Genomic DNA, 20,069 nt, shown 5'->3' with positions numbered 1-20,069 from the left:
GGACGCCTCCGTCATGCCGTATGTCACCAACGGCAACATCTACGCGCCGGTGATGATGATCGCCGAGAAGGCCGCCGACCTGATCCTCGGCAAGGAACCGGCGGCGCCGTTCAAGGCCACCTACTACCGCCACCGCGACGCACAGAAGCAGGCGGGGTAGACGTTGGGTACGGCAGGACTTCGGGCGCTGCTGCACAGTGTCGGCTACGAGGTGCTGCCCGCGAAGGCGACCGAGGACAAGGTCCTCGCCCATGTCCCGCGCGATGTCGTCGTCGCCGTGACGGCGTTGCCGGCCAAGGGCCTGGAACCGGCGCTCGGCATCGCCACCCGGCTCGCGGTGCACGGCTACCGTGAGGTCCCGCACGTGCCCGCACGTCTACTGTGGGCCAGGGTTGGCGAAGCGTAGTGATCATGTGGCAGAGCATGGTCCGCGCGCCTGGCGGCCAGGCGACGTCGGGCACCCTCCTCGGTGGGGTCGTAAGCTCTAACCGGCCAACTCCGGAGGGACGTGTCGCGCGGGCCGGCGGCTCATGAGGTTCAGTACCGGGGCACGAAGACGATTTGCTCACATTCGTGAGCAGCACGTGGGCTCACCAAGCCAATCAGAGACGCTGGGCGAGCTGGGCAGGCCCTTCCCGTGCGCCGGTGTCACAGGCCATCCCGGAGCCATCCGCTCATTCGCGCCGAGCCTCACCGCACCCTCGGCGGGGGTGGCCGGTCTGCACCTGTTCACCTTCGACCAGATCGCCGCAACGGAGCGGTGGCGCCGCGCACTGCTGGACCGGCTGTGCGGCTGAACGCTCCGCACTCATCGCCTTCCTCCGGCATCTGTTCTGACCGTGCGGCGGTGCGCCGGAAGTCGTATACGAGTTGCGGCATGCCTGGTCGGCGGGGCGGAAACGGTGACGCGGGGGCGACCGGCCCCTTGCGGAATCGTCATCCGCCAACCCCTTGACGCGTGTGTGCGCATTCGCCATGGTGTTCCACCACAAGCAATTGAATGCATGATGCGCAACGAATTTCTGTTGAAGGGCTGGGCGCGTGGCAGACCTGTATGTGGACGGCGAATGGCGGGAACCCCTGGCCGGAGGCCATCGCCAGATCCGCTGTCCCGCGGACGGCACGCTCACGGCGACCGTTTCGGAAGGGACTCGTCCCGACACCGAGGCTGCTGTCGCCGCGGCCCGCCGTGCCTTCGACGAGGGGCCCTGGCCGCGCACCCCCGAGCGGGAGCGCGGCGCGCTGCTGCTGCGCACCGCCGACCTCATCGAGCGCGACGCCAAGGAGTTCGCCCGCGCCGAATCGCTGGACACCGGCAAGCGGCTGGTGGAGAGCGAGTACGACATCGCCGACGTCGTCTCCTGTTTCCGCTACTACGGCGGGATCGGCGGCACCGACGCCGGCCGCGTGATCGACACCGGCCGCGACGATGCCGTAAGCCGCGTCGTCTACGAGCCCATCGGCGTGTGCGGACTGATCACTCCCTGGAACTACCCATTGCTGCAGGCCAGCTGGAAGGTCGCACCCGCCCTCCTCGCCGGCAACACCATCGTCCTCAAGCCCAGCGAGCTCACCCCCTCGACCTCGATCCTGCTGATGAAGGCGCTTCAGGAGGCCGGTCTCCCCGCCGGCGCCGCCAACCTCGTCCTGGGTGCCGGGCCCGAAGTGGGCGCACCGCTCTCCGAAGACCCCGCCGTCGACATGGTCTCCTTCACCGGCGGCCTGGAGACCGGCAAGCGGATCATGGCCACGGCCGCGGCGACCGTGAAGAAGGTGGCGCTGGAGCTCGGCGGCAAGAATCCCAACGTCGTCTTCGCCGACGCCGACTTCGAGACGGCCGTGGACTTCGCCCTCACGGCCGTCTTCCTGCACTCCGGGCAGGTCTGCTCGGCCGGTGCCCGCCTGATCGTCGAGGACTCCCTGCACGATGCCTTCGTCGACGAGGTCGTCCGCCGCGCCCGGCAGATCCGGCTCGGTGGCCCCTTCGACCCCGATGCCGAGACCGGCGCGCTGATCTCCGCCCAGCATCTGGAGAAGGTCGAGGCGTACGTGGCAGCAGGCCTCGCCGAGGGCGCCGTACTGCGCTGCGGCGGAGAACGGCCCGACGACCCCGCCCTCGCGACCGGCTACTATTACCCGCCAACCCTCCTCGACGAGTGCCGGCAGGACATGCGCGTGGTGCACGAGGAGTCCTTCGGACCCGTGCTCACCGTGGAGCGCTTCACAGACGAGGACGACGCCGTACGTATGGCCAACGACACCGAGTACGGACTTGCCGGAGCCGTTTGGACGCAGGACGCCGGCAAGGCCCAGCGGGTCGCCCGGCGGTTGCGTCACGGCACGGTGTGGATCAACGACTACCACCCCTATGTGCCGCAAGCGGAATGGGGTGGCTTCGGGCACTCGGGCGTGGGCCGTGAGCTGGGACGGACCGGCCTGGACGAGTACCGAGAGCCCAAGCACATCTGGCAGAACATCCAACCCCGGCCGCAACACTGGTTTCGCGGCTGAACGCCGAAGAGAGGTCGATCGTGACCCCAACACAGACCGAGGCACCGCAGAGGAGCGGCACGCCCCAGGATTCGGACGGCACGCCGGTCATATCCGTGCGCAAGCTGTGGAAGGTGTTCGGGCCGAAAGCCGAGCAGGTACCGGAGTCCGAGGAACTGTGCGGGCTCACCCGGCGCGAGCTCATGGACCGCACCGGAAACACCGCCGCCGTACGGGACGTGAACTTCGAGGTCTCAGCCGGCGAGGTCTTCGTCGTCATGGGCCTGTCCGGCTCTGGCAAGTCCACGCTGGTGCGATGTCTGACCCGGCTGATCGAACCCACAGCCGGTGAGATCGTCTTCGAGGGTGAGGACATCCGCGGCGCGGACGCGGGGCGCCTGCGCGAACTGCGCCGCCGCAAGTTCTCCATGGTCTTCCAGCACTTCGGTCTGCTGCCCCACCGCCGCGTCGTCGACAACGTGGCGTTCGGGCTGGAGATCCGCGGCATGAGCAAGGCCGACCGCATGAAGCGGGCCCTGGAGGTCGTCGAACTGGTCGGCCTCTCCGGCTACGAGAACTCCTACCCCGACCAGCTCTCCGGCGGTATGCAGCAGCGCGTCGGCCTCGCCCGGGCGCTGGCCGGCGACCCGGACGTGCTCTTCTTCGACGAGCCGTTCTCCGCACTCGACCCGATGATCCGCCGTGACATGCAGAACGAGGTCATCCGCCTGCATCACGAGGTCGGCAAGACAATGGTGTTCATCACCCACGACCTCTCCGAGGCGCTCAAGCTGGGCGACCGCATCCTGATCATGCGCGACGGCAAGATGGTCCAGTGCGGCACGGGCGACGAACTGGTCGGCGCCCCCGCCGACGACTACGTGCGCGAGTTCGTCAAGGACGTGCCGCGCGGCGATGTGCTCACCCTGCGGTGGATCATGCGGCCGCCGGCGGACGGCGACGCCCTGGACGGCCCTGAGATGGGCCCGGACGTCGTGGTGAAGGAGGCCACCCGGGCGGTGCTGGTGGCCGAGAAGCCGGTCAAGGTCGTCGAGAACGGCAAGCTGCTCGGCATCGTCGGCGACGAGGAGATCCTCGCGGTGGTCGCCGGGCAGGAAGGCGACGTGTGATGACCGTCGCCATGGAGAAGCCGGAGAAGACAGAGGAACAGGCAGAGAAAACCACGCCCACCACGGGCGCGCGCACGATCAGCCGCCGCATGGTGGTCGCCGCGATCCTGGTCGTCTGGCTGGTGCTGTTCGCCGTGCTGCGCGGCAAGCACACCCTGACCGTGGCGGCGGCGGACCTCACCGATCTGCACCGCTGGTTCAACGACGTCAACGACTCGATCGGCGCCAACCGCAACTCCAACCCCCTCTTCCTCTACTTCTTCAACGAGATCCGCCTGATCATCGACAACCTGGTGACCTTCGTCCAAGGGCTGATCTCCCAGCCGCCCGAGGGCCGCCCGGTGCCGCAGATCGGCTGGCTGGGCGTCGTAGGCATCGCCGGCTATGTCTCCTGGGCCGTCGGCAACTGGCGGGTCGCACTGCTGGCCGTGGCCGGTTTCACCTTCCTCGGGCTGCAGGGCCTGTGGCAGGAGAGCATGGACACCCTGGCCCTCATCCTCTGCGCGGTCTTCGTGGCGCTGCTGTTCGCGATCCCGCTGGGCGTGTGGGCGGGGCTGTCCGACCGGTTCAACCGGACCGTCACGCCCTTCCTGGACTTCATGCAGACGATGCCGACCTTCGTCTACCTGGCCCCGCTGACCCTGTTCTTCCAGATCGGCCCGGCCTCCGCCACGATCGCCACGCTGATCTACGCGGCACCGCCGACGATCCGCATCACCGCGCACGCCATCCGCTCCGTACCGGAGACGACCGTCGAGGCGGCCGACTCGCTGGGCGCGACACGTCGGCAGGCGCTGCTCAAGGTCCTGCTGCCGATGTCCAAGCGGACCGTGGTGATGGGCGTCAACCAGACCATCATGGCCGCCCTGGCCATGGTGACCATCGCGGCCCTGATCGACGCGCCCGGCCTCGGCAAGACCGTCGTCCAAGCCCTGCAGTCGCTCGACGTCGGTACGGCCTTCAACGCGGGGCTCGCCATCGTCGTCATGGCCATCGTCCTCGACCGGGTCACGACCGCGGCGAGCGAACGCGAGGAATCGGCCCGGCGCTCCGGCAGCCGCTTCCTCACCTGGCGGCGGCCGCTGCTGGGGGCGGGAGCGGTGGCCACCGCAGTCCTGATCTACATGTCGCACACCTATCTATGGGCGGCGGAGTTCCCCGGCGAGGGCGACATCGGCAGCTCCATCGCCCGAGCCGCCGACACCGCGACCACTTGGACGCAGGACAACCTGTCAGGCCTCACCAACGCCTTCCGCGACGTCATCACCAACGGCCTGCTCAACCCCTTCCAGACACTGCTCACCGACTCCCCGTGGTGGCTGGTCGGCGCGGTGCTGATCGGGATCGGAGTGGTTCTCGGCGGTTGGCGCGCCGGGCTCACCACGGCGATCTGTGTGGGCCTGCTGGTCGGCACGGGCGTGTGGTCGGACAGCATGACCACGCTGGCGTCGACCGTCGTCGCCACCGTGCTGGTGATGGCGCTCGGCATCGGCTTGGGGGTGTGGATGGGACGCAGCGTGCGGGTGGACCGGGTACTGCGGCCCACGCTCGACGCGGCCCAGGTCATGCCGCCGTTCGTCTATCTGGTGCCGTTCCTCGCACTGTTCGGCGCCACCCGCTTCACCGCGATCGTCGCCGCAGTGGTCTACGCGACACCCGTCACGATCAAGATCGTCGCGGACGGGGTGCGGAACGTCGCCGAGACCACCGTGGAGGCGGCCACCTCCGCCGGGTGCAACACCTGGCAGATCATCACCAAGGTTCAACTGCCGATGGCACGCGGCGCCCTGACCCTCGCCACCAACCAGGGCCTGATCTATGTGCTGTCGATGGTTGTGGTGGGCGGCCTGGTAGGCGCGGGCGCCCTCGGCTACGACGTCGTGGCCGGCTTCTCGCAGGGACAGCTGTACGGGAAGGGGCTCGCGGCGGGGCTGGCCATCGTCCTTCTCGGGGTTATGTTCGACCGAATCACTCAGGCAGCCGCGCGGCGTACCAGCGCATAAGGAGTAATTGATCATGGCAAGGCAAGCAAACAAGTGGAGAGTCGGCGCGGCCGGCATAGCAGCCCTCGGCCTCACCCTCACCGCCTGCGGCGGTGCGACGGTCGAGGACAGCTCCTCGGGGTCCGACAGTTCGGGCGGCTCCGGCAAGTGCGGCACTTTCAACCTCGCGGTCAACCCGTGGGTGGGTTACGAGGCGAATGCGGCGGTCGTCGCCTACGTCGCGGAGCAGGACCTCGGCTGCAAGGTGGTCCAGAAGGACCTGAAGGAAGAGATCGCCTGGCAGGGCTTCGGGACGGGTGAGGTCGACGCCGTCATCGAGAACTGGGGTCACGACGACCTGAAGAAGAAGTACATCACTGACCAGAAGACCGCAGTCGATGCCGGCCCGACCGGCAACGAAGGCCTCATCGGCTGGTACGTGCCGCCGTGGCTGGCCAAGGAGCACCCTGAGGTCACCGACTGGAAGAACCTCAACAAGTTCGCGGCCGAGTTCAAGACCTCCGAGTCGGGAGGCAAGGGGCAACTCCTCGACGGTGACCCGTCGTTCGTCACCAACGACGAGGCCCTGGTGAAGAATCTGAAGCTGGACTTCAAGGTCGTGTACGCGGGCAGCGAGACCGCGCTCATCCAGGCCTTCCGCAAGGCGGAGAAGGACAAGGAATGGATGATCGGCTACTTCTACGAGCCGCAGTGGTTCATGTCCGAGGTGCCGCTCGTCAAGGTCAAGCTGCCCGACTACAAGGAGGGCTGCGACGCCGACGCGGAGAAGGTCGCGTGCGACTACCCCGTGTACAAGCTCGACAAGATCGTCAGCAAGAAGTTCACCGAGTCGGGCAGCCCGGCCTATGACCTGGTGAAGAACTTCACCTGGACGAACGAGGACCAGAACACCGTGGCCAAGTACATCGCGGTGGACAAGATGGCCCCCGAGGCGGCGGCGAAGAAGTGGGTCGAGGCCAACCGCGACAAGGTGGACGCCTGGATCAAGTAACCCCGGAAGACGGAGCCGGAAGCCGGCCGGACGTGCCCGGGGGGCAGAGCGCACAGGTGCGCTCTGCCCCCCGGGCATTGCCGTCTACCGGCCCGTGTACCGGCCCGTTTTCCGACGTCCCGGACCCTCTTGACACCCCTCTGCGCGCCAGGTGCATTGAGTTGCGCAACCTGAACCAGGCTGCAGGGTGTTCGTAATCCCGGTCGAGGTGGGAGCGCCAGTCAGGCGTCGAAGTCGCCGTTGTCGCTCAAGGGCGCGGAGTTTGAGGACGGCTTCTGCGTAGGTACGTCCTCAGTGAGCGCCGGTGATGTCGAGGCGGTCGCCGACGCCACCTGGGGGAGCGGGCTGACCAGGTCCCCGTCGGGCGGCACAGGCCAACCTCCGCTGCAAGGGCGGCCTGTGCAAGGATCTGGAGCGAGCGCCGCCACGTGCCCGCATCAGCCGCAGTAGGCGGCCCGGGGGCCCTCCGTGTATGTGGACCACCGCCGACGACCACAGCGGGCTGATATATTTGAAGTATGTCAGAGGGGACGCTGACGCCAACAGCCCGCGCGAAGGAAGAGACGGCCAAAGATGAGCAGCTCCGAGGTCTCCACCGTGACTGATTCGGCGCCGATGTCATTGGCCGACCTGGCCTACGAGCGTCTTCAGGATCGATTGGTCATGCTCGACATCCGGCCCGGCGAGCCGATGAACGACAGCCAGCTTGCTGCGGAGATCGGCGTCGGACGCACACCCGTTCGCGAGGCGCTCAAGCGACTCGAGACCGACCACCTCGTGGTGTCCTACCCGCGCCGGGGCACATTCGCCACCATCATCGACGTGACCGAACTCGGTGCGATCGCCGACATCCGTGAGCAGCTCATGCCGTTCGCGGCACGGCGGGCCGCCGTCCACGCCAGTAGCGCCATGCGCGACGCGCTGCGAGCCAAGGCCGACGAGGTGAGGAGCCTTCAGAGCCCTCGCGGTGATCGCACCGCAATGATGCGGATGGACATGTCGCTGCACCGGCTCATCTACAAGGCGGCCGGCAACCCGCACCTCGAGGACGTGCTGATCCGCTACGACAACCTGGCCACCCGCATCTGGTGTCTGGTCATCGATCGGCTTCCTGACCTTGCACACCACATCACCGAGCACGCGGACCTGCTCGTCGCCGTCGCTGACGGCGACGCCGACCGCGCCGAGCGGCTCACGCGCGAGCACATCGCCGGCTTTGCGCGGGAGATCCGCGGCGTGCTCTGACCGTCCGCGAGTTCGCCGGTTGGCTGCCGGACCGAGACTTCCACTTGTGCGGGCGGGCGGGCGGGCGCCTGCGCCTCGCTTCGCGGCACCGCCCTGCCGCGCACCCGCTGCGCTGTACGAAGCGGCGCCGCCACGCACCCGGAAACGCGGCCGGCCCCGCACCAGGGGCGACCGGCTGCCCACCCCCGCCGAGCTTGCCGAGCGCGCGAAGAAGACCGACTGGGAGCAGGCCGAGGTCGACCTGCGCGGGTGCAGTGGGCGGCGGCTGGTGCTGGTTCGTGACGCGCTCTGTTACCAGGTCAACTAACACGACCTGCTCCGGCTGGTCATCGTCCGCGCCCCGGGCGGCAACGAGCCCGGCGACTTCTTCGTCACCATCGGCCTGACAACTGAGCGTCGGCCGCTGAGCGCCTGCCGGGCCGCCGGGTCCAGGGCCTGGCCAGCCGCTCGGCCGCCGCGTCGGCCTGGAAGAGCAGTGCCCCATGCCGGGAATCCGGCATGGGGGCACGCTGTCTTTCGTTGGGTCGGAGCGATCAGTAGTCGAAGAGGCCCTTCGGCTCCTCCGGGGCCTCGTGCTGCTCCGGCTCGGCTTCGGACGCGGCCTCGCCCTTCGGATCGGGTTGTGCCACCGGCTCCTCGACGTCGAAGAGGGAGCCTGACGGTGCGCTCTTCGCGGTGGCGTCGGCTGTCGGCTCCGGCGTCCCGGTGGTCGCGGGCGCTGGTGCCTCGTCGGCCGGAATGTCGAAGAGCGACCCTCCTGAGGCGGTCGGCGTGGGAGTCGGCTCTGTTGTGGGGTTGTCGAACAGGGACCCGCTGGAGGTCGGTTTCGCGGGTGGTTGGGTGGGTGCTTCGTCGAAGAGTGAGCCGCTGGGGGTGGTTGGTGTGGTGGGTTCTGTTGTGGGGTTGTCGAACAGGGACCCGCTGGAGGTCGGTTTCGCGGGTGGTTGGGCGGGTGCTTCGTCGAAGAGTGAGCCGCTGGGGGTGGTTGGTGTGGTGGGTTCTGTTGTGGGGTTGTCGAACAGGGACCCGCCGGAGACCGGCTTCGCGGGTGGCTCGGCCGGTGCCTCGTCGAACAACGACGCCCCGGCCTCGCCGGAGGCGGCCCGCTCGGCAGGAGCAGCGGCAGGGGCAGCCGGGGCGGCCGCGGCGGCGGGAGCACCGGTGGGAGCCTTCTCGGCCTTGGTCGCGGCCTCACCCTTGACCGAGGCGAGCAGCATCTGAGCGACGTCGAGGACCTCGACCTCCTCGCGGGCCCCGGCATTGGCCTGGAGCGCCGAGACTCCGTCGGAGAGCATCACCCGGCAGAACGGGCAGCCGACCACGATCTGGTCGGCACCCGTGCCGACGGCCTCCGTGGTGCGGTTCATGTTGATCCGCTCTCCGAGACTCTCCTCCATCCACATCCGGGCGCCGCCGGCCCCGCAGCAGAAGGACCGCTCCGAGTTGCGCTCCATCTCGACGTACGAAGCGCCCGGCAGCGCCGACAGCAGCTCGCGCGGCGGGCTGTAGACCTGGTTGTGCCGGCCGAGGTAGCACGGGTCGTGATAGGTGATCGACCGCGTGTTCGTGCCGGGCTCGGGGGCGACCGGCTTCAGCCTGCCCTCGCGCACGAGCCGGTTGAGCAACTGCGTGTGGTGGACGACCTCGAGCTCGATACCGAATTCCTTGTATTCGTTCTTCAGGGTGTTGAAGCAGTGGGCGCAGGTCGCGACCACCTTCTTGACCTTGAACTCCTTGAAGGTCTCGACGTTCTCCTGGGCCAGGGCCTGGTAGACGAACTCGTTGCCGGCGCGGCGGGCGGAGTCGCCGGTGCAGGTCTCGTGGTTGCCGAGTACACCGAAGGTGACGCCGGCCATGTGGAGCAGCTCGGCGACCGCGCGGGTCGTCTTCTTGGCCCGGTCCTCGTAGGCGCCGGCGCAGCCGACCCAGAACAGCCAGTCGACCGACTCCAGCGACTCAAGGTCCTTGCCGACCTCCTTGACCTCGAACGGCAGGCCCTTGGCCCAGTCCATGCGCGCGCTCGCCGCCATGTTCCAGGGATTGCCCCTGGTCTCAAGGCCCTTGAAGACCTGGTTGAGCTCGGCGGGGAAGTTCGACTCGATCAGTACCTGGTAGCGGCGCATGTCGACGATGTGGTCGACGTGCTCGATGTCGACCGGGCACTGCTCGACGCAGGCGCCGCACGTCGTGCACGACCAGAGCGCGTCCTCGTCGATGACGAAGTCGCCCCCCTCGGGGTTGTAGGACCCCTCGCCCGCGTCGCCCTTGCCGATCAGCGCCCGCTCGGCGTGTCCGGCCTGGCCGGCGGCCTTGAGGTAGGTGTGATCGCGCAGGCCCTTCATCAGCAGCTTCGGCGAGAGGGGCTTCTCGGTGTGCCAGGCCGGACACTGCGACTGGCAGCGACCGCATTCGGTGCAGGTGGTGAAGTCGAGGAGGCCCTTCCAGGAGAAGTCCTCGATCGCTCCGACGCCGAGCGTGGTGTCCTCGTCGAGGCCCTCGATGTCGTCCAGGGTGACGGCCTTGCCGCCGACGGTGAGCGGCTTGACCGCGCCCAGCGCCGTACGGCCCGAGGACTCACGCTTGAACCAGATGTTGAACCAGGCGGTGAACCGGTGCCAGGCGATGCCCATGGTCAGGTTGCGGCCGATGACGATCAGCCAGACCATCGCGAGCGCGATCTTGAAGAACGCGATGAAGTAGACCAGGTGCTCGTTGGCGCCCTGGCCAGCCGGGTAGAGCGCCTCACCGAGCCAGGATGAGAGGGGGAAGTGCGCGCGGGTCGCGTGCTCAGGGTCGGCGAGGTGGAACTCCGCGCCCCGGATGAACAAGATCGCCGCACCCTCGAGCAGGGCCAGGAACTCCACGAAGTAGGCCTGCCAGAACGTCGAGCCGAAGAACCGGCTCCTGCGGCCCTCGCTGCGGGGGTGGTGCTTCTGCCGGTAGACGATCAGCCAGATGATGCCGACCGTGCTCAGCGCGCCGATGAACTCGCTGAACCACTCGAAGGGGTACCAGTGGCCCACGATCGGCCACGCCCACTCGGGGTCGAACAACTGGAAGTAGGCGCCCACTACCGCGGTGCTCAGGAAGAGGAACGCCGCGAACACGAACCAGTGCATGATGCCGACCCAGGTCCATTGGAGCATCCGGGTGTGCAGCACGGTCTCCTTGAGCATGGTGACCGTACGAGCGCCCGGATCGTCGGTGCGGCCCGGGCTCGCGGGCTGGCCCATCCGGATCACCCGGAGCATGCTCCGGACAGCGGGGACCAGGACGAACAGGGCGGCCAGCGTGAGCGCCAGCGACGCCACCAGGGCGAAGATCTGCATCAGGGCTCCTCAAGGATGGTCTTCTGGCCGGGGTCGTGGCGGAGCGTTGCCCGACCCGCCCGCCGGGGGCGGCCAGGGTGACCAGTTGCATGCGGTCCAGCTCGCGGCGCAGGTGACGCCAGGTGCAGCCGACGGCGGTCTCGGCGATCCGGGTGTGCAGTGGCGCCGGCCGCCACTACTGCCCGCAGGAGGCCACGGCATCCCTTGCAGGCACCGCAGCCTCGCTCCAGGGCGATGAACTGCTTCTAAGCGGCCTTGGCAAAGTCAGCTTCGGCGGGCCGCGCCCCGAAGGGGCGCGGGGAACTGCGCGACCAGCCACGATGGAGCCGCAGACGATCGACGGCCCATCGTGGCTGGTCGCAGAGCGCTCAGCGGCGGCGAGATCCTCGGTTCCCGCTGCGTCGAGTCACTCAGCAGCCGTCGGTCACGCGCCTCACCCGGTCACCCCGCGCGACTTGAGCTCTTCGACGATCGCGGGGAGGACCTCGTGCATGTCGCCCACGACGGCGTAGTTCGCCTTGGTCATCATCGGCGCCTCGGGATCGGTGTTGATCGCGAGGATCGTCTTCGACGACGCGCAGCCGGCCCAGTGCTGGATGGCACCGGAGATCCCGCAGGGGACGTACAGGTCCGGGCTGATCCGGGAGCCGGTCTGGCCGACCTGCTCGTGATGGGGCCGCCAGCCGAGCGAGGTGACGACCCGGGACACCCCGACCACGCCGCCGAGCAGCTCGGCGAGCTCGGCGACCGCGCCGAAGCCCTCCGGACCACCTGCCCCGCGGCCTGCACCCACGACGACCCTGGCGGACTTCAGCGAGCCGGAGTGGTCGACCTCCTTGGTGCCTGTCGCCACGACCCGCGCCACGAGGTCGGACTCGGCCACCTCCGGGGTCACCTCCACCCAAGCGGCGGGTGACGCGCCCGCCACCGGCGACGCGATCCACGAGTGGCCGGCGACGGAGAAGACCGCGGGCCGCTGGTCGAGCTTCATCTCCTCCAGGGCCGCCCCGCCGACCACCTGCCGGGTGACCACGAACGGCGTCAGGCCGTGGAACGCGACCGCGTTGGCGGCCATGGGCACGCTGAGCCGGGCGGCCAGATGCGCCAGCACCTCGTTGCCCCGGGGCGAGCCCGCGGCGGTGACCACGACGGAGCGGGTCGACTCGCGGATCGCCTGCAGTGCCGTAGCCCAGGCGGCCCCGGCGTACGAAGCGAACCCCTCGCCCACCGCGTGGTGGACCTCGGCCGCGCCGTGGGCGCCGAGCTCGGCTGCCAGCGCGTCGCGGTCCTCGACCTCGCCGACCACGGCCGCGCGGATGGCGATGCCGCCGCCCTCGGCCGCCAGCGACCGGGCGAAGGCGAGGGTCTCCAGCGAGATCTCGCTCGCGGCGCCGTTCTCGGTCTCGACCAGCACCAGAATCATCGGGTCACCCCCAGCTTCTCAAACAGGTTCGCGACCGCCGTGGCCGCCTCCGTGCCCTCGCCCAGCACCTCAACCGTCGACGGCGCCGGCGGGGGCAGCAGCAGCCGCACCCGGTTCGCTCCGGCGGGCTCGGCCGACAGTGCCCGGGTCTCGATCTCGACCTTCTTGGCCGCCATCCGGCCCCTCAGCGTCGGATAGCGCGGCTCCGCCCCGCCCTCAAGCACGGTGACGATCGCGGGCAGCGGCAGCGAGTAGGTCTCCTCACCGCCGGGGCCGTCGCCGCGGGCGGTCAGGTTGCCGTCGGCCACCTCGACCGTCGACACGCCGTTCACCACCGGCCGGCCGAGCGCGTGGGCCAGCCGGATGCCCACCTGGAAGTCGCCGCTGTCGGCGGCGTCGTTGCCGAGCAGGATCAGGTCGTACGTCGTGCCCGCAGCCTCCTTCTCGCGCACGACGTGGGCGATCTCCCGCGCCACGTCGGCCGGTCCCAGCCGGGCCGGCTCCGCCTCCACGAGCACGGCGGCGCGGCAGCCGAGTGCCAGCGTGTCCCGCAGCTGCTCGGCGGCCTCGGACGGGCCGACGGTCAGCAGCGTGACCGTACCGCCGGTCGCCTCGGCGGTCTGCACCGCCAGCTCGACCGCACAACTCTCGTGGTTGCTCACGGTGAAGCCGACATACCTCCCGTCGACGCCCTGTTGGTCGTCGGTGAGCAGAATCTCACCGGAGGAGTCAGGGACCCGCTTGATGCAGACCAATACGTTCGTCATCGTTCACCTCTCGTGGTCTCGACAGGCCCGACCACTGACAGCACCGCCATCAGCGGATCCGCTCGTTGTCCGGGTCGAAGGGGGGCGTGGCGTCGTTGGTGAGCACGGTCACGGGGTAGAGCTCCTCCATGTAGGAGACCGCGAGCTCGTTGCCGACCCGTGCTTCCTCGGGCGGCAGGTAGGCCATCAGCAGGTGCTTGCCCAGCGAGGGGGCCGAGCCGGCGGCGGTGACGTAGGGGCGGTGGCCGTGCCCGTCGACGAGCGCCTCGCCGGAGCGGGTGAGGATCGGCTCGCCACCGAGCATGTACCGCTTCACCCCGGACGCCGACGTGTGGTCGTCGACGGCCAGCGTGCACAGCACTGCCGCGGGCTCACTGGCGCGCTGCTCGAGGTAGGCCTCCTTGCCGATGAAGTCGGCGCCCTTCACCTTCGGCCGCTGCATGCCGGCCTCGATGATGGTGCGCTCGGCGTCGAGCTCGTGGCCGAAGGCCCGGTAGCCCTTCTCGATCCGCCCGGTGGTCACGTAGACGCCGATGCCGACCGGGCGGGCGCCGTGCGGTGCGCCCGTCGCGAGCAGCTTGTCCCACACCGCGGCGGCCTGGTCGAAGGGGACGTACAGCTCCCAGCCGAGCTCGCCGACGTAGGAGATCCGGGAGGCCAGAACGGTGATGCCGTCGAGGTCGATCTCGCGGCAGTTGAGGAACTTGAAGCCCTCGTGGGACACGTCCGCATCGGTCAGCTGCGACAGGATGTCGCGGGCCCGCGGGCCCCACAGCCCGATCGTGGAGACCCGGTCGGTGAGGTCCTCCAGGGACGCGTCGTCGCCGAGCTGGTCGGCGAACCACTTCTTGTCCGCCATGCCGTGCGCGCCGCCGGTGACGACCCGGAAGTGGTCCTCACCCAGGCGCATGACGGTGAGGTCGGAGCGGAACCCGCCCTTGCCGTCGAGCACCGGGGTGTAGATCACCTTGCCGACAGCCACGTCGCACTGCGCGACACAGGTGCGCTGTACGGCGTCCAGCGCGCCGGGACCGGTGATGTCGAAGATCGCGAAGGCGGTCAGGTCGATGACGCCGGCGGCCTCGCGCATCCGCAGGTGCTCGGCGTTGATGATCGGGCTCCACCAGCGCGCGTCCCACTCGTGCTCTCGCGGCATCACGCGGTCGCCGTACACCTCGAGGAGGTCGGCGTTGGAGTCGTACCACTGCGGCCGCTCCCAGCCGACGGCCTCGAAGAAGACGGCACCGAGCTTCTTCTCCGACTCGTGCATCGGGGAGAGCCGCTGCTCGCGGTCGGACTCGTACTGCTCTGCGGGGTGGACGATCCCGTAGGTCTTGATGAAGGACTCGGTGGTGCGCAGCCGGGTGTGCTCGCGGCGCATCTGGTGGGGGTAGAACCGGGCGATGTCGCTGTGCGCGATGTCGATCTCGCTGTGGCCGTGGGTCATCCACTCCGCGACCGCGCGGCCGACGCCCGGGCCCTCCTTGATCCACACCGCGGCCGCCGTCCACAGCCCCTTCACCTGGCTCTCGCCGAGGATCGGGTTGCCGTCGCAGGTCAGCGACAGCAGGCCGTTGATCGCGTACCGGATCTCCGCGCCCTCGGCGCCCAGCAACTCGGGCATCAGCTCGTAGGCCTGTTCCAGCTGCGGGTCGAAGTCCTCGGTGGTGAACGGCATCTCGGTGGGGCTGAGCTTGGCCTGCTCGATGCTCGGGATCTCCTCCGGCTCGTGCAGGATCGCCCGGTGGGCGTAGGACCCCACCTCCATGTCCGCGCCGTGCTGGCGCTCGTAGCAGAAGGTGTCCATGTCCCGGACGATCGGGTAGTTGATCTCGCCTTGCAGGCCGGTCAGTTGCGGGCAGGGGCCGACGGAGATCATCTGGTGGACGGCAGGGGTCAGGGGGATGCTGATGCCGGCCATGTCGCCGATCTTCGGGCTCCACACACCGCTGGCGATCACGACGTACTCGGCCTCGATGTCGCCCTTGTTCGTGCGCACCCGGCGGATCCGCCCGTCCTCGACGTCCATGCCGAGCACCTCGACGTTGGGCACGCTCTTCAGCGCGCCGCTCGCGATGGCGCCGTCGCGCATGATCGTGCCGGCGCGCAGGGAGTCGACCACGCCGACGCTCGGGGTCCAGAAGGCGCCGATGAACTGGTCGGCCTCGATGAACGGCACCTTCTCCTTGACGAAGGCGGGGTCGACCAGGTGCGACTCGATGCCCCAGGCCTTGGCGCTGGACATCCGGCGGCGCAGCTCCTCCATGCGCTCCTCGGTACGCGCGATCTCGAAGCCGCCGGACTCGGTGAAGACGCCCAGCTCCTTGTACTGCCGCACGGAGTCCAGCGTCAGGTCGGTGATCTCGCGGGAGTGGTCGACGGGGAAGATGAAGTTGGAGGCGTGACCGGTCGAGCCACCGGGGTTGGGCAGCGGGCCCTTGTCGATCTGCACGATGTCGCGCCAGCCGAGCTGGGCCAGGTGGTGGACCAGGCTGTTGCCGACGATGCCGGCGCCGATCACGACGCATTTCGCCTGCGGTGGGACCTCTGCCATGATGACCTCCCTCGAGGTGACACGCAACTGATATACTAGTTGTAAGCACGCTATATGGCAGACGTTCGAGGGTCAAGGGGCAATCTGCCGGACTTCAATCACACAGCCCGCGCGCGGCGGACTGCCGCGCCCGACGGTCGCCGTGCAGCACTCCGGCATCGCGTCCGACAGCAAACCGGGCCCGTTTCGGCGGAGCAGGAAAGTGAGTCAGCGGTCCTTGACGGGGCGTGATCTGTCAGGCTTCACTTCGCTTGTATATCAGTTAGATGTCAGTCGCTGATGAGTGGTGACGAGATCGAGGTGAGACCCGCTCCGAGCCGCCGTGTTCCGGGAGTAGTCCCAGGCATCGACGACCCGCGGGCGGTCGTCACGGGCATGGAGCCGGTGTACGACGGCGATTGCGTGGTGGGCTACGTCACCAGCGACCGCCTACGGCTGCACGACGGGCAAGGGCATCGCCTACGCGTGGCTCGCCGCCCCGGCACAACCGTGCGCATCGGCTACGTCGACTTAGAGCGTCGAGGCGGTCGTCGCCGAGGAACCCCCCGTTCGGCCCGACCATGTCCCGCCTCCGTGGCCAGCTCACAGCGTCGACTTCGAGGGAAGGAACACCCCCGGTGAAAGCACAGCTGCTCGACGGCAAGGCGACCGCCGCCGACATCCGCCGCGAACTGGCCGAGCGCGTGGCCAAACTGACCGCCGCCGGCGGCCGCCCGCCCGGGCTCGGCACCGTCCTGGTCGGTGACGATCCCGGCAGCCACACCTACGTTTCCGGAAAGCACCGGGACTGCGCACAGGTGGGCATCGCCTCCCTCCGCCGCGAACTGCCCGCCGACGCCACCCAGCGGCAGGTCGAGGACGTCATCGACGAACTCAACGCCGACCCGGCCTGCACCGGCTACATCGTCCAGCTTCCGCTTCCGCGCCACCTCGACGCCAACGCCGTACTGGAACGCATGGACCCGGCCAAGGACGCCGACGGCCTGCACCCCGTCAACCTCGGACGACTCGTCCTCGGCGTCGAGGCCCCTTTGCCGTGCACCCCACGCGGCATCGTCGAACTGCTCCGCCGGTACGAGGTGCCGCTCGCCGGAGCGCGTGTGTGCGTGATCGGCCGGGGCATCACCGTCGGCCGCCCCATCGGACTGCTGCTCACCCGGCGCTCCGAGAACGCCACCGTCACCCTGTGCCACACCGGCACCAAGGGCCTGGCCTGGCATGTCCGCGAGGCGGACATCGTCGTCGCGGCCGCCGGCTCGCCCGGGCTGATCACCAAGGAAATGCTGCGCCCCGGCGCGGCGGTACTGGACGTCGGGATCACCCGCACCGACAACGGGCTGGTCGGCGATGTGCACCCGGAGGCCGCCCAGGCCGCCGGCTGGCTCGCGCCCATGCCCGGAGGCGTGGGACCCATGACGCGGGCCATGCTGCTCGCCAATGTCGTCGAGGCCGCCGAGAGGAACGCGAACAGCGTATGAACGCGCTGAACACCCCCTGAACCCCACCCTGGCCGGAGACGTCCGACGAGCCCCTGCGCCCCCGTCGGCGAATTCCCCGACTGGCTGGGGCGCACCCCCCGAGCCGCCCGTGGTCCATGCTGTGGGAGCCCCTCAGGGGCTCCCACAGCGCTCAGTGTGCTCGAATCCTGTCAGTGTCAGGCGAGCCGTCGGCTCAGAACAGCGGGCGTGAATACTGCCGTTGGGCCATCGCCCTTGTGTACACGTCCACGGTCGCGGAGGCCGCCGTCTCCCAGCCGAACGACCGGGCGTGCCGGGCGGCCGCCTCTCCCAACCGGATCGAGAGCACCGGATCGTCGGCGAAGCGGCCCAACGCCCGCGCGTAGTCGGCCGGATGGTGACCCGGCACGAGCACGCCGCTCACCTCATTCCGGACGGCTACCGGCAGACCGCCCACTTCGGCCGCGATCACCGGCGTGCCGCAGGCCTGAGCCTCCAGGGCCACCAGGCCGAAGGACTCGCTGTATGACGGCATGACGAGGACGGACGCCGCCCGGTACCAGTCCACGAGCTGGGCCTGTTCGACGGGTGGGCGGAACAGAACCACATCGGAGATGCCGAGCCGTGCCGCCAGCTTCTGCAGGCCCTCCGGCTCGGCCAGGCCGGATCCGCTCGGTCCGCCCACGACCGGCACGACGAGCCGCTCGCGCAGCCGTGGCCGCTCTTGAAGGAGCCGGGCGACCGCGAGCAGCAGGACGTCCGGCGCCTTCAGAGGCTGAATGCGGCCAGTGAACAGCGGGACCAGCGCGTCGGGCGGCAGCCCGAGGCGCGCACGGGCTGCCGTCCGGCCGGCTTCGACGCCGGAGGCGTCCGGCCGGAAGCGGTCAAGGTTCACGCCCGGGTGGACGACGGTGACCCGCGCGGCGTCGGCGTCGTAGTGACGGATCAGCTCGGCCGCCTCGGTGCCGGTACTGGCGATGAGCCGATCGGCGTCCGCCACGATCTGCGCCTCGCCTGCCACGCGGGCCGCCGGCTCGGGTCTGTCCCCCGCAGCGAGGGAGGCGTTCTTGACCTTGGCCATGGTGTGCATGGTGTGCACGAGCGGGACGCCCCAGCGCTCGGCGGCGAGCCGCCCGACGTGGCCGGACAGCCAGTAGTGCGAGTGGAGCAGGTCGTAGTGCCCGGGGCGCCGGTCGGCCCACGTCCGCATCAGACCGTGTGTGAAGGCGCACAGATGAGCGGGCAGGTCTTCCTTGGCCGAGCCCTCGTATGGGCCCGCGTCCACATGCCGCACGAGGACGCCGGGCGCGAGATCGACGACGGGCGGAAGCGAGGCGGAGGTGGCCCGGGTGAAGATCTCCACCTCGACGCCCGCGGCAGCCAGGCGCCTGGCCAGCTCGACGACATAGACGTTCATCCCGCCCGCGTCGCCGATGCCCGGCTGGTGCAGCGGTGAGGTGTGCACGCTGAGCATCGCGACGCGACGGGGGCGACACCGGGCGCTCGGGTGTCGCAGCCGGGGCGGCCCGACGAGGGTGCCGGCTTCGGCGCGGTCGCGGAGGCCTCCGGCCTGGGGCACGTACTGGCTCACGTCGTGCGTCCTCCTCGCGCTCGCCGTGCGCGTCCTGGCGAAGGGGAGACCGAGAGCGCGCTATCCGACGGTCGTGGCGGCGCCGACGGCAGGATCAGGCGATGCTCGCCCGCGTAGACGTTCATGGACGCGCCGCGCAGGAAGCCGACGAGCGTGAGCCCGGTCTCCGCCGCCAGGTCCACGGCGAGGGAGGACGGGGCCGAGACCGCGGCCAGCACCGGGATGCCCGCCATGACCGCCTTTTGCGCCAGCTCGAACGACGCCCGTCCGGACACCAGCAGGATGGCCTGCGACAACGGCAGGGCACCGGACTGGAGGGCGTGCCCGATCAGCTTGTCGACGGCGTTGTGCCGGCCCACGTCCTCCTTCAGGTCCAGCAGGTCGCCCTCCGCCGAGAACAGCCCGGCGGCATGCAGACCCCCCGTCCGATCGAACACCCGCTGCGCGGACCGCAGTCGGTAGGGGAGGGCAGCCAGCAGATCGGGTCCGACCCGCACCGGGGGAGTGTCGGCGATCGGCCAGCGGGCGGTGGTCCGCACGGCGTCCAGGCTCGCCTTGCCGCACAGACCGCAGGAGGACGTGGTGTACACGTTCCGCTCGAGCGTGATGTCGGGCATCACCACGCCGGGGGCGAGCCGCACGTCGACGATGTTGTAGGTGTTCGATCCTCCCTCACCCGTCGCACCCGCGCAGTACACGATGCCCGTGAGTTCCTCGGCCCGGCCGAGGACACCCTCACTCACCAGGAAACCGGCCGCCAACGCGAAGTCGTCACCAGGCGTCCGCATGGTGATGGCCAGCGGTTTCCCGCCGAGCCGGATCTCCAGCGGTTCCTCGGCGACCAGCGTGTCCGGGCGGGCGCTGACAGCACCCTCCCGGATCCGCAGCACGCGCCGGCGCTCGGTGACTCGTCCCATGCCGGGGCCCGCTCAGCACTCGATGATGTTGACGGCGAGGCCGCCACGGGCGGTCTCCTTGTACTTCACGCTCATGTCGGCGCCGGTGTCCTTCATGGTCTTGATGACTTTGTCGAGGGAGACGTGGTGCCGGCCGTCGCCCCGCAGGGCCATGCGGGCGGCGGTGACGGCT

Annotated in this window: 14 protein-coding genes and 3 pseudogenes; 10 read left to right on the top strand and 7 right to left on the bottom strand. The window is 69.4% G+C overall.

Features of this window, described 5'->3' with window-relative positions; translation table 11 throughout:
- The first annotated feature begins 163 nt into the window (after window positions 1-163).
- From ABD357_RS03790 to ABD357_RS03755, 8 genes are all read left to right on the top strand, one after another.
- Window positions 164-406 (top strand): hypothetical protein, encoded by a 243-nt coding sequence (locus ABD357_RS03790; protein WP_425584734.1) that lies wholly within the window; start codon window positions 164-166, stop codon window positions 404-406.
- A gap of 178 nt (window positions 407-584) precedes the next feature.
- Complete coding sequence (locus ABD357_RS44520) at window positions 585-797, top strand: hypothetical protein (RefSeq protein WP_425584733.1); 213 nt, start codon at window positions 585-587, stop codon at window positions 795-797.
- A gap of 244 nt (window positions 798-1,041) precedes the next feature.
- Window positions 1,042-2,511: an aldehyde dehydrogenase family protein gene (locus ABD357_RS03780; protein WP_344387473.1), complete on the top strand. Its 1,470-nt coding sequence runs from the start codon at window positions 1,042-1,044 to the stop codon at window positions 2,509-2,511.
- Window positions 2,512-2,531: 20 nt separating this feature from the next.
- Window positions 2,532-3,620 carry a quaternary amine ABC transporter ATP-binding protein gene (locus ABD357_RS03775; protein ID WP_344387472.1) on the top strand — a complete coding sequence of 363 codons (1,089 nt, stop codon included), beginning with the start codon at window positions 2,532-2,534 and terminating at the stop codon, window positions 3,618-3,620.
- Window positions 3,620-5,623 carry an ABC transporter permease gene (locus tag ABD357_RS03770; RefSeq protein WP_344387471.1) on the top strand — a complete coding sequence of 668 codons (2,004 nt, stop codon included), beginning with the start codon at window positions 3,620-3,622 and terminating at the stop codon, window positions 5,621-5,623. The genes ABD357_RS03775 and ABD357_RS03770 overlap by 1 nt, the downstream gene beginning before the upstream one ends.
- Window positions 5,624-5,636: 13 nt before the next feature.
- Window positions 5,637-6,614 carry an ABC transporter substrate-binding protein gene (locus ABD357_RS03765; protein ID WP_344387470.1) on the top strand — a complete coding sequence of 326 codons (978 nt, stop codon included), beginning with the start codon at window positions 5,637-5,639 and terminating at the stop codon, window positions 6,612-6,614.
- A 573-nt stretch (window positions 6,615-7,187) separates the two neighbouring features.
- Window positions 7,188-7,859: a GntR family transcriptional regulator gene (locus ABD357_RS03760; RefSeq protein WP_344387469.1), complete on the top strand. Its 672-nt coding sequence runs from the start codon at window positions 7,188-7,190 to the stop codon at window positions 7,857-7,859.
- Window positions 7,860-7,905: 46 nt separating this feature from the next.
- Entirely contained in the window at window positions 7,906-8,166 is a 261-nt protein-coding gene (locus ABD357_RS03755) for a hypothetical protein (RefSeq protein WP_344387468.1), read from the top strand.
- Window positions 8,167-8,992: 826 nt separating this feature from the next.
- On the opposite strand, the pseudogene ABD357_RS03750 reads toward ABD357_RS03755, so the two are convergent.
- From ABD357_RS03750 to ABD357_RS03735, 4 genes and pseudogenes are all read right to left on the bottom strand, one after another.
- Window positions 8,993-11,188 (bottom strand): annotated as a pseudogene (locus ABD357_RS03750) ((Fe-S)-binding protein); the annotation flags it as partial.
- A 433-nt stretch (window positions 11,189-11,621) separates the two neighbouring features.
- On the bottom strand, window positions 11,622-12,611 hold the full coding sequence (locus tag ABD357_RS03745; protein ID WP_344387466.1) for an electron transfer flavoprotein subunit alpha/FixB family protein: 990 nt from the start codon (window positions 12,609-12,611) through the stop codon (window positions 11,622-11,624).
- Complete coding sequence (locus tag ABD357_RS03740) at window positions 12,608-13,378, bottom strand: electron transfer flavoprotein subunit beta/FixA family protein (RefSeq protein WP_344387465.1); 771 nt, start codon at window positions 13,376-13,378, stop codon at window positions 12,608-12,610. The genes ABD357_RS03745 and ABD357_RS03740 overlap by 4 nt, the downstream gene beginning before the upstream one ends.
- A gap of 49 nt (window positions 13,379-13,427) precedes the next feature.
- Window positions 13,428-15,932 (bottom strand): GcvT family protein, encoded by a 2,505-nt coding sequence (locus tag ABD357_RS03735; RefSeq protein WP_344387464.1) that lies wholly within the window; start codon window positions 15,930-15,932, stop codon window positions 13,428-13,430.
- Window positions 15,933-16,277: 345 nt separating this feature from the next.
- Here ABD357_RS03735 and ABD357_RS44515 point away from each other — a divergent pair.
- Window positions 16,278-16,510: pseudogene (locus tag ABD357_RS44515) on the top strand (glycine cleavage T C-terminal barrel domain-containing protein); the annotation flags it as partial.
- A 39-nt stretch (window positions 16,511-16,549) separates the two neighbouring features.
- Entirely contained in the window at window positions 16,550-17,410 is an 861-nt protein-coding gene (locus tag ABD357_RS03730; protein ID WP_344387463.1) for a bifunctional methylenetetrahydrofolate dehydrogenase/methenyltetrahydrofolate cyclohydrolase, read from the top strand.
- A 193-nt stretch (window positions 17,411-17,603) separates the two neighbouring features.
- Here ABD357_RS03730 and mshA read toward each other — a convergent pair whose 3' ends face one another.
- The 3 genes and pseudogenes from mshA to ABD357_RS03715 form a co-directional block, all read right to left on the bottom strand.
- A complete protein-coding gene (gene mshA, locus ABD357_RS03725; RefSeq protein ID WP_425584732.1) occupies window positions 17,604-18,980 on the bottom strand; it encodes a D-inositol-3-phosphate glycosyltransferase in 1,377 nt (458 codons plus the stop codon).
- An 80-nt stretch (window positions 18,981-19,060) separates the two neighbouring features.
- Window positions 19,061-19,897 (bottom strand): annotated as a pseudogene (fdhD, locus tag ABD357_RS03720) (formate dehydrogenase accessory sulfurtransferase FdhD); the annotation flags it as partial.
- A 12-nt stretch (window positions 19,898-19,909) separates the two neighbouring features.
- Window positions 19,910-20,069, bottom strand: a 160-nt coding sequence (locus ABD357_RS03715) for an L-serine ammonia-lyase, iron-sulfur-dependent, subunit alpha (RefSeq protein WP_196943212.1), incomplete at its 5' end; no start/stop codon positions are given.

The sequence above is a fragment of the Streptomyces vastus genome (assembly GCF_039532825.1).
In the GTDB taxonomy this organism is placed as follows: Bacteria; Actinomycetota; Actinomycetes; order Streptomycetales; family Streptomycetaceae; genus Streptomyces; species Streptomyces vastus.
Note: the sequence above shows the minus strand (reverse complement) of the source record. Positions and strands in the feature narration are given on the sequence as shown.